The organism is Siculibacillus lacustris, from assembly GCF_004328075.1.
GTDB classification, from domain to species: domain Bacteria; phylum Pseudomonadota; class Alphaproteobacteria; order Rhizobiales; family Ancalomicrobiaceae; genus Siculibacillus; species Siculibacillus lacustris.
Genome location: NZ_SJFN01000062.1, coordinates 1 through 11,039, shown reverse-complemented (window position 1 = coordinate 11,039; position 11,039 = coordinate 1). Strand labels below are relative to the sequence as shown.

General features: G+C 69.6%; 3 protein-coding genes and 2 pseudogenes. 2 read left to right on the top strand and 3 right to left on the bottom strand.

Annotation, left to right across the window (positions count from 1 at the left end; all coding sequences use genetic code 11):
* Positions 1 to 144: pseudogene (locus EYW49_RS22215) on the bottom strand (IS256 family transposase); the annotation flags it as partial.
* A gap of 475 nt (positions 145 to 619) precedes the next feature.
* Between EYW49_RS22215 and EYW49_RS22210 the strand changes: the two are divergent.
* Entirely contained in the window at positions 620 to 4,330 is a 3,711-nt protein-coding gene (locus tag EYW49_RS22210) for a vitamin B12-dependent ribonucleotide reductase (RefSeq protein WP_131311857.1), read from the top strand.
* A 129-nt stretch (positions 4,331 to 4,459) separates the two neighbouring features.
* Here EYW49_RS22210 and EYW49_RS22205 read toward each other — a convergent pair whose 3' ends face one another.
* Positions 4,460 to 7,903: a sensor domain-containing protein gene (locus EYW49_RS22205; RefSeq protein WP_165498381.1), complete on the bottom strand. Its 3,444-nt coding sequence runs from the start codon at positions 7,901 to 7,903 to the stop codon at positions 4,460 to 4,462.
* 482 nt (positions 7,904 to 8,385) lie between these two features.
* On the bottom strand, positions 8,386 to 9,351 hold the full coding sequence (locus tag EYW49_RS22200; protein WP_206365537.1) for an alpha/beta hydrolase: 966 nt from the start codon (positions 9,349 to 9,351) through the stop codon (positions 8,386 to 8,388).
* Between the two features lie 329 nt (positions 9,352 to 9,680).
* Between EYW49_RS22200 and EYW49_RS22195 the strand changes: the two are divergent.
* Positions 9,681 to 11,039, top strand: a pseudogene (locus EYW49_RS22195) (hypothetical protein); the annotation flags it as partial.

Genomic DNA, 11,039 nt, shown 5'->3' with positions numbered 1-11,039 from the left:
CTTCTCGCCCCATTCGGCACCGGTGTGGGCGCCGATCTCCAGCTCCATCAGGCGCTCCGCGGCGAAGCCGATCATCTCGCGCAAAACATCGGCGTCGGCGCTCTTCTCCACGAGCGTCCGTAGGCTCATCATCATGTCGGTCATCGGTGGCTCCTCGGTCGGGTTGGTTCTCGCAACTCCGACCATACCGCCGCACCGCCGATGACCACCGTTCTCGTCAGCTACACCACTTCATGGGACACGACCCACCCGACCCAATCGCTTGACGCCTCTTCGTGACTCGGACTAGCTATTCGACGTGACCAGTACCGGGCGGTGCCGCGGCTTGCCCCAGCCCTCCGGATCCTCTGAGTAAACCGTCCATCGACCCTGTGACGCACCGACCTCGACGGTCGGGGCGAGGGCGAACGTGCGCGTTCGTGCCCCCTCGAGGTTGCCTGTGGATGGCTTGGCAAATGCTTCGTAAACACTATATTTAGTGTTTGCCGTCAGTCTGAGTACAAGATATCCCGTCAGGCAGACGGAATCATCGAAACGCGGCGGCCACCGCCACCGCAACAGAAGTCGGGATCGGGACGGCGCGAAACACGCCCCCGACGGGCTCGAGGGATCGAACGACATGCGCATCGAACGTCGCTTCACGACGGCTGGTCAGTCGCCCTACCAGGCGATCGACTTCCGCACCACGACCAGCGAGATCCGCAACCCGGACGGATCCGTGGTGTTCCGGCTCGACGGCATCGAAGTGCCGGCCGCGTTCTCCCAGGTGGCCGCCGACATCCTCGCGCAGAAGTACTTCCGCAAGGCCGGCGTGCCCGCCCGCCTCAAGCGCGTCGAGGAATCGACCGTGCCGTCCTGGCTGTGGCGCTCGGTGCCCGACGAGGCGGCGCTGGCGGCCCTGCCGGCGGCGGAGCGCTACGGCTCCGAGATCGACGCCCGTCAGGTGTTCGACCGGCTCGCCGGCACCTGGACCTACTGGGGCTGGAAGGGCGGCTATTTCGATTCCGAATCGGACGCCCGCGCCTTCTTCGACGAGCTGCGCGCTCAGCTCGCCCGCCAGTTGGTCGCCCCCAACAGCCCGCAGTGGTTCAACACCGGCCTGTTCTGGGCCTATGGCATCGACGGCCCGAGCCAGGGCCACTTCTACGTCGACTTCGAGACCGGTGAGCTGGTGCGCTCGGCTTCGGCCTACGAGCATCCCCAGCCCCACGCCTGCTTCATCCAGTCGGTCGCCGACGACCTCGTCAACGAGGGCGGCATCATGGATCTGTGGGTGCGCGAGGCGCGCCTGTTCAAGTACGGCTCGGGCACCGGTTCGAACTTCTCCCGCCTGCGCGGCGAAGGCGAGAAGCTCGCCGGCGGCGGCCGCTCGTCGGGTCTGATGAGCTTCCTGAAGATCGGCGACCGCGCGGCGGGCGCCATCAAGTCGGGCGGCACCACCCGTCGCGCCGCCAAGATGGTGGTGGTCGACGTCGATCACCCCGACATCGAAGCCTATGTGAACTGGAAGGTGAAGGAGGAGCAGAAGGTCGCCGCTCTGGTCACCGGCTCCAAGACCATCGCCAAGCACCTCTCGGCGGTGATGAAGGCCGCGACCAATTGCGAAGGCTCGGGCGACGACTGCTTCGATCCGATGAAGAATCCGGCGCTGAAGCGCGAAGTCCGCGCCGCCAAGAAGGCGATGGTCCCGGAGAACTACATCAAGCGGGTCATCCAGTTCGCCAAGCAGGGCTACACCGACATCAAGTTCCCCGTGTACGACACCGATTGGGACTCGGAAGCCTACCTGACGGTGGCCGGCCAGAACTCCAACAATTCGGTCCGCGTCACCGACGGCTTTCTCCATGCCGTCGAGCAGAACGGCAAGTGGGACCTGATCCGGCGCACCGACGGCAAGGTCAAGAAGACCATCGACGCCGCGGCTCTCTGGGAAGACATCGGCCACGCCGCCTGGGCTTCGGCCGATCCCGGCGTGCAGTTCCACACCACCATCAACGACTGGCACACCTGCCCGGCCTCCGGCGAGATCCGCGCGTCCAATCCGTGCTCCGAGTACATGTTCCTCGACGACACGGCCTGCAACCTCGCCTCGATCAACCTCCTGCCCTACCGCGGGGCCGACGGCGCCTTCGACGTCGAGCGCTACGAGCACACCTGCCGTCTGTGGACCATCGTCCTCGAGATCTCGGTGCTGATGGCGCAGTTCCCGTCCAAGGAGATCGCCGAACTCTCCTATCGCTACCGCACCCTCGGCCTCGGCTACGCCAACATCGGCGGCCTCCTGATGTCCTCCGGCATCGCCTACGATTCCCCCGAGGGTCGGGCGATCTGCGGTTCGCTGTCGGCGATCATGACCGGCGTCGCCTATGCCACCTCGGCCGAGATGGCCAAGGAGCTCGGCGCCTTCCCCGGCTATGCCGACAACGCCGAGGCCATGCTGCGGGTCATCCGCAACCATCGCACCGCCGCCCACGGCCGCGCCGAGGGCTACGAGAAGCTGTCGACCGCGCCGGTGCCGCTCGACCACGCCGCCTGCCCCGATCCCCGCCTGATCGCCGCGGCGACCCGCGCCTGGGACGCCGCCCTCGACCTCGGCAGCCAGCACGGCTTCCGCAACGCCCAGGTCTCGGTGGTCGCGCCGACCGGCACCATCGGTCTGGTGATGGACTGCGACACCACCGGCATCGAACCCGACTTCGCCCTGGTCAAGTTCAAGAAGCTGGCCGGCGGCGGCTACTTCAAGATCATCAACCAGTCGGTCACTTCGGCGCTGCGGGTGCTCGGCTACCGGGAGAGCGAGATCGCCGAGATCGAGGTCTTCGCGGTCGGTCACGGCACCTTCGATCAGGCCCCGGGCATCAACCCGACCACGCTCAAGGCCCGCGGCTTCACCGACGAGGCGCTCGCCAAGATCGCCGGCGGCCTCAAGTCGGCCTTCGACATCAAGTTCGTGTTCAACCGCTGGACCCTCGGCGACGAGTTCTGCACCAAGGTGCTGGGCTTCTCCCTCGACCAGCTGAACGACCCGGCCTTCGACATGCTCTCGGCGCTCGGCTTCGCCAAGGCCGACATCGACGCCGCCAACGTCCACATCTGCGGCGCCATGACCGTCGAGGGTGCCCCGCACCTCAAGCCCGAGCATCTCGCGGTGTTCGACTGCGCCAATCCCTGCGGCCGCACCGGCAAGCGTTTCCTGTCGGTGGCCAGCCACATCCACATGATGGCGGCGGCCCAGCCGTTCATCTCCGGCGCCATCTCCAAGACCATCAACATGCAGAACGACGCCACCGTCGAAGACTGCAAGGCGGCCTACATGCTGTCCTGGCGGCTGGCGCTGAAGGCCAACGCCCTCTATCGCGACGGCTCCAAGCTCAGCCAGCCGCTGAACTCGCAGCTGGTCGCCGACGACGAGGACGAGGCCGAGGACGCCCTCGACGCCATGAAGTCGTCCGAGCCGGCCAATGCCCGCGCCACCGTGATGGCCGAGCGGATCGTCGAGCGGATCATCGAACGCGCCGTGGGGGCCCGCGAGAAGCTGCCCAACCGCCGCAAGGGCTACACCCAGAAGGCGATCGTCGGCGGCCACAAGGTCTACCTGCGCACCGGCGAATACGACGACGGCCGCATCGGCGAGATCTTCATCGACATGCACAAGGAAGGCGCCGCCTTCCGCGCGATGATGAACAACTTCGCCATCGCCATCTCGCTCGGCCTGCAGTACGGCGTGCCGCTCGAGGAATATGTCGAGGCCTTCACCTTCACCCGCTTCGAGCCGGCCGGCATGGTGCTCGGCAACGAGGCGATCAAGAACGCCACGTCGATCCTCGACTACGTGTTCCGCGAGTTGGCGGTCAGCTACCTCGGCCGCCACGACCTCGCCCACGTCAAGCCCGAGGACATCGGCCACACCGCCATGGGCTCCGGCGTCGACGAGGGTTCCAAGCCGCCGCAGGGCCCCGAGGCCTCGGTGTCGCGCGGTCTGGTGCGCGGCAAGTTGCCCGAGCGCCTGAAGGTGGTCGACGGTTCCGGCCCGCGCGCCGCCGCCTCGGCCCAGCCCTCGGGCACGGTGTCGTCGTCCTCGACCGCCGCCCTGGCGCTCGCCTCGGTGTTCGGCGCCACGGCGCTGAAGCAGGGGTCGAACCTCGACGTGCGGCCGCAGACCGCCGGCCAAGCCGAGACCAAGCCGTCGACCGCCGCCGACCGCCGGGCGGAAGCCCGGATGAAGGGCTACGAAGGCGAGAACTGCTCGGAATGCGGCAACTTCACCATGGTCCGCAACGGCACCTGCCTGAAGTGCGACACCTGCGGCGGCACGAGCGGCTGTTCGTGAGACCCGCGCCGGGGAGGCTCGCCCTCCCCGCGCGCTCCGCGACGGGATGACGGAACGGGGCCGCGATCGCGGCCCTTTTCTGTGTCGCGGCCGGAGCGGCGGCGCCCGCACGGCGGCGAGAGCGCCCGGTCAACCCGGGACGGAAACGCCGATCCGGCGCTCCGGGCCGACCTCCCGGACGACCGGCGGATCTGCGAGGATTTCCCCGAAACTCCCGACGGCCGACGCCGCGACCGGTCCGACCCCGTCGAGGCCCGCGAAGTAGCGGGCGAGTTCCGCGCCCGGTCGTGGCTCGCCGAACAGCGTGCCCTGGGCCTCGCGGTAGCCGGCTTCGGTCAGGATCGCGAGCTGCCCTTCGGTCTCCACGCCCTCGACGTTGAGGCCGAGCCCGAGATCGCGGCACAGGCCCGCCACCACGCGTACGATCGCCGCATTGTGGCCCTGCTCCAGATGGGCGGTGATGTGCCGATCGATCTTCACCGCGCCGACCGGGAAGCGGGACAATTGCCCGAGCACCGATCGTTCGGTTCCGAAATCGTCGATGCGCACCGCGACGCCGAGCCCCTTCAATTCGCCGAGCACCACCGCCGTGACCTCCGGCGACACGGTCAGCGCGCGCTCGCCGAGTTCCAGTTCGAGGCGCTGCGGTGCCAGGCCCGCGTCGGCCAGCGCCGCGGCGACCGTCTCCCGGAAGCCGTTGGCCAGAACCTCGACCAGCGACAGATTGAACACCAGCTTCATCGACTCCGGCCAGCTCGCCGCCTGGGCGCAGGCCCGCGCCAACATGCGCGCACCGAGCCGCACCATCACACCGGTCTCCTCGGCCAAGGCCAGGAAGGCGTCGGGCCCGATCAGCCCGCGCTCGGGATGGTCCCAACGCAGCAGGGCTTCGAAGCCGAGGACACGACGGGTCGCGAGGTCGACGATCGGTTGGTAGTGGAGATCGAACTCGTCGGCGGCGATGCCGCGCCGCAGATCCGCCTCGCGGTCGATCCGGCTGCGCATGTCGGCCTCGAGCCCGAGGTCGAAGAACCGCCACCGCCCGCGCCCGTCGGCCTTGGCCCGGTAGAGGGCGAGGTCGACGATCTTCAGGAGATGATCCGGATCGAGACCGTCGCGCGGGGCGAGCGCGATGCCGGCGCTGCCGCCGATGTGGATACGATGTTCGCCGACAAGGAAGGGTTCGGCCAACAGCGCGATCATCCGCGACGCCAGCCGCTCGGCCTCGCCGGCGGTGCCGACGTCGGCCTGGATCACCGCGAATTCGTCGCCGCCGAGGCGGGCGAGCAGATCGGTGTCGCGCAGCGCGCCCTGGAGACGCGTCGTGACCTCCTGCAGCAGGGCATCGCCGGTCGGGTGCCCGAGGGTGTCGTTGACCTCCTTGAAGTGGTCGAGGTCGATCAGCGACAGCGCGAAACCGGCGTCCCGCCGCGCGCCGGCCAGCGCCAGATCGAGCCGTTCGCGGAACATCAGCCGGTTGGGCAGGTCGGTCAGGGCATCGTGGCGCGCCAGATGGGCGATCCGGGCCTCCGCCTCGCGCTGGTCGGTGACGTCGATGATCACCCCGGTGGCGCCGATCAGCTTGGCGTCGGGTCCATACTCGTAGCGAACGCGGACGTTGCAGGACCGGTCGCCGCCGTCGTCGACACGCCGGATGCGATAGTTGCGCGAGACCTCGGGCCGCCCCTCGCCGCTGTCGATGGCGATCCACCCCTGCAACTGCGCCCGGTCCTCCTCGACGATGATGTCGAACCATTCGTCGGCCGGGATCGGTCGGTCCACGTCCGGCAGGCCGTAGAGCATCCGGGTGGTGGCGTCGCAATGGACCAGACCGGTCGTGAAGTCGTGATGGAAGGTGCCGATCCGCCCGATCTCCAGCGACAGGCGCAGCAGACCTTCGGCCTTGCGGGTCTCGGTGACGTCGATCAGCACCCCGGTCGAGCCACAGCGGCCGTCCGGCGCGTAGTCGTAACGCGTCCGGGTTTCGATATGGCGGATGGCGCCGTCGGAGGGGCGCACGAAGCGGAACGCGTAGGCGTGTTCCGGATCGCGGCGCGCCACCGCTTCGGCGATCTCGCGGCGCACCTGGGCGCGGTCCTCGGTGGGAATGAACGCCCCCCACTCCGACATCGACAGACGGTCGACCCCGGGCTGCAACCCGAGCATCGCTTGCGCTTCCGGTCCGAAGTCGAAGATCTGGCTGTCCATTTCGCGCCGGAAGGTGGCGATGTGACCGATCGCCATCCCGAGCCGCAGCATCTCGCGATCGGCCTGCGACCGCTCCATCGCCTCGCGCAGCGCGCTGATGTCCTGGACCACCGCCATCAGCCGGGACGGGCGACCGCGGTCGTCGACCTCGGAGACCTTGATCCCGACATGCGCCCACACCACCGCTCCGTCGGGCTGCAGGTAGCGCATCTCGGCTTCGACGGCGCCGCCGGCGTCCAACCCCGCGACGCGGGCGCGCAGGCTGGCCTGATCCCCCGGATGACACACGTCGCCGGGACCGAGGCCGCCGAGCATGGTCGCCTCGTCGCGCCCGGTGATCTGGCAATAGCGCCGATTGACCCGCACGAAGCGCAGGTCCGGCAAGGAGACCTCGGCGAATCCGACCGCGTCGTTGTCGAAGATCACCGCGAGCGCGCGTTCCTCGGCGCTCCGGCGCCCGCGCGTCTCGCGCACCTCGGCCCGCCGCCGCGCCACGTCGGCACGCCGGACGGTCGCCCGCTGCCGCCGGATGAACACGAAGCCGGCGACCAGGGTCGCTTCCCAGACGATCAGCAACAGGCCGAGAGCGATCGCATGACCCCTCCACGACGACAGAGCGGCCCCGGTCGCGCGGTCGACGATCAGAACCAGCGGCAGACCGACGATCGCCCCGGTGGCGGTCAGGACCGGTTCATCGGTCGTGCGGCTGCGCCCGCCCGAAACGGCGATGATCGACCGCCGACCGTCGGCGGCGACATGGGCGAGGGCGACCCGCGTGCCCGCTTCCCGCTCCAGCTCGGCGAACAGATGATCGAACCACGGCGCCGCCACCGTCGCCACCACCGCCCCGATCGCTGCGCCGCGATCGCCGCGCAGCCGTAGCAGCACGTGCAGGGCGGTCTCGCCGTCGACGGAGCCCGGAACCACGACGAGGTCCCCGCCCACCGGATCGACGACTTCGGTCGGCGGGACGTCGTCGGACGAAGCCGCACTCGGGCTCGGCCGCGAACCGGCGAGCCTGAGCCCGTCGCCGTCGACCACGAACAGATCGGACACCTGGGCCAACTCACGGGCCCGGGCGCGCAGAATCACCGGAAAGTCCGGAAGAGACGCGCGTCGACTCAGGTCCCCGGGCGCGGTCACCCCCTCCGAACGCAGCCAGTTGGCCAGTCCGGCTTCCACCTGATGGAGCGAGCGGAACGCCGTCTCGAAGCGGGTGGCGTCGAGCCGCATGACCAGGTGCAGGTCACGGTCGGCGTCTTCGAGCACACGGGTATGGCGGACGTAGAGTTCGGCGCCGATCAGCGCGAGCGGCAACAGACCGAGGACCGCCCCGAGCGACAACAGAGCGAGCGAAGTCCGCACCCGCAACCGAATCGCGGTCCCGAGACGGTTCCATCGACCGCCGCCCGTTTCGGACCCCATGGGCACCCACCTCGAAAGTCAAAAATAGATTCATGTTGCGCGGCAGCTTGGGCGCGACTCTCTAAGACATTATAAATCCCAAGAGAAAAATGCTCGACTGCTCGCCCGATCGAAGATCTTACGCTGCGTAATTACAGAGAAACGGCGGCGCATCGGCGATGCACCGCCCACTCACGATGACGGAAGGGTTGTCGTTCCGCGAGCGAGACCACTCGGGGGACGCGGAGCGCGCGCCGTGGTCTTCCGCACGCCCGCCGCTCGACCACCCCCGTGGGACGACCGCCGCCAGCGCGGACCGCGGGTCCGACCGAACCGGCGCCCACTGACCACTGCCAGGGGCATCCCCCGCACCGCGTGGATCTCGCGCGACCGCGATCCGCGCGGCGACGCCCGCGCCGGTCGGGATCACCGGCGCCAGTCGGTCAGGGCACCATCTTGATCGCCTTGATCCAGGCGAGCCCGGTCTCCGGCCACACCGCCACCGGCAGCCCCTTGGTGAACTTCACCGAGAAGCCGTGCTTGCCCTGGGCGAAGACGTGGAGCTCGGCCGGCACCCCGGCCCGCTTGAGGGCGCGGTAGTAGCGGATCGCGTTCTCCGGCGGCACGTCCTGGTCGTCGTCGGCGAGGATCAGCAGGGTCGGCGGGGTGTCCTTGGTGACGTGCAGATCGGAGGAATAGGCCTCGATCGCCGCCTTGTCGGGGGTCGCGCCGAGCAGCGCGGTGCGCGTGTCGGGATGAGTGATCCCGTCCTCCATGCTCACCACCGGGTAGAGCAGCATCAGGAAATCGGGCCGCGCGCTGAGCTTGTCGGCATCGTCGACCGGGGCATAGACCGGCGCGGCGAACTTGGCGCCGAGCATCGACGCCATGTGCCCGGCCGCCGAGAAACCGAGGAAGCCGATGCGGTCGGGATCGAGGTTCCATTCGCGGGCATGGGCGCGCACCAGACGGGCCGCCCGCTGGGCATCCTGCAACGGCACGTCGCGGCCGTTCGCATGACCTTCGCCGGGCAGGCGATAGGTCAGCACGAAGACGGTGATGCCCTTGGCCGCGTAGAGCTTGGCGATCTCGACGGCTTCCTTGTCGAGGACCTCGCGCAGATAGGCGCCGCCCGAGGCGACGATCAGCGTCGTGCCGTTCGGCGCCGCCGGCAGATAGGCGATCAGGTTCGGCTTGACCACGCCCTGGATGATCCGGTCGGGCTCGTAAGGATTCTTGCTGCGCTCGGTGATGCGGGCCTCGGTGGTCAGCGTCTCCGATCCCGGCGCCGCCCCCGGCCACAGCGGAATCTGCTGGCCCTCGGTGAGCGGGGCCGCAGCGGCGAAACTGCCGAAGGTCAGGCCGGCGACGAGCAGCGATGCCGCCAGCGACAGGTGAGAGGTGATCATCGGACGTCTCCCCGAGTTGGGCCGGCCCCCCCGACACGGCACCCGCATCGTCCCCGGCCGATGGCGCGCCACGCCGCAGCGCGGCACCGCGAACCGTGTCGCTGTCGACTAGAGCGGATCGGCGGAGCATTGGTCAAGCCGCCCGACCGCGCGCAACCGTCGCAGCGCCGCCGATCGGCGATCGGGGACGCACGCGGCGGCGATGCTCCCCCGGGTGTCCCCTGCGGCGTGTCGTCGCGGAAACTCTTAATCGTTTCAGTTTACGGTCCGCGGCCAAGGTGTACGTTGATTCACCGAGTCCGTTCCCTTCCGAACCGAGGATGCCCCGCATGAATCGCTCCCGTCGTCGCTCGCGCCTGTTCGACCGTGCCGCCCTCGCCTGTCTGTTGGTCGCGCTGCCGGTGGTCCCCGGCGCGCTCCACGACGGCACGATCCTCGTCGTCGCCGCGGCCCGCGCCGCCGACGTCACCCTCGAAGGCCTGGCCTTCGGACCTGACGCCTCGGCGGTGAAGATCGCCCGCGTCGAAGTCGCGGGTACCAACCTGACCCCCGAGGAGTGGAAGAAGCTGTTCACGCCGTCGACCGGCAAGGACGAGGCCCTGGCGCTCCTCGCCCGCCTGGAGGCGACGCGCATCGCCATCCCCGAAGTCGTGCTGTTGCCGCCCGACTCCAAGGACGGGCCGATCACCCTGCGCGGCTTCGTCGCCACCGACGTGGCGCGCGGCAAGGCCGGGCGCATCGTCATCGACGGCTTCGACGGTGCGGCCTCCGACGCCAACGGCAAGACCACCTTCAAGGCGGCGCGCCTCGCCGTCGACGACATCGATCTGACCCAGGTCCTCGCCGCGGTCCGCGCCGGCGACGCCGGCAAGGCGACGGCGCGCTTCTCCCGCGCCGCCTGGGACGGCTTCTCCGCCACCGTGCCGGACAAGGACACGCCCGCCACCGCCCCCGGCGGCAACCTGATCACCCTCGGCCTGCGCTCGCTGACCGTCGAGCAGGTGTGGCTCGGCGACCTGCCGCAGAAGACCGCGGTGGCGATCAACAACTTCACCGTGGTGATGCCCAAGGCCTCGCAGGCCGGGGCGGCGCTGGCCGGCGCCGGTTACGACCGCATCGACGCCTCGCTGCGCCTCGCCGCCAGCTACGACGCCGCCCGCCGGACGCTGATGGTCGACGATCTGTCGATCACCGCCGCCGACGTCGGCTCGCTCGGCCTGCGCGGCGAATTCGGCGGCATCGACAAGGACGCCCTCGCCGCCGGCAGCGATCAGGCCGCCGCGGCCCTGCCCAAGGCCACGCTGGCGTCGCTCGACCTGCGGCTCGTCGATCTCGGCGGATTCGACAAGGCCCTCGGCTTCGCCGCCGTCGCCGCCGGCAAGACCCCCGACGCCCAGCGCGCCGAATGGGGGGCGCTCGCCACCCTGATGCTGCCGGCGATGCTCGGCGGCGATCCGGCCGGCCAGAAGCTCGGCGGCGCCGTGTCCAAGTTCATCGCCGCGCCCAAGAGCCTGACCGTCACGGTCAAGGGCAAGGCCGGCCCGGTGGCCTTCGCCGATCTCGCCGGGATCACCGACCCGGCCGCCCTGCTCGCCAAGGTCACCCTCGACGCCTTCGCCGAAGCCGGCGCCGCCCCCAAGGCCGCCGCTCCCGCCGCGGTCGCTCCCGCCCCGGCCCCGGCCGCCGCG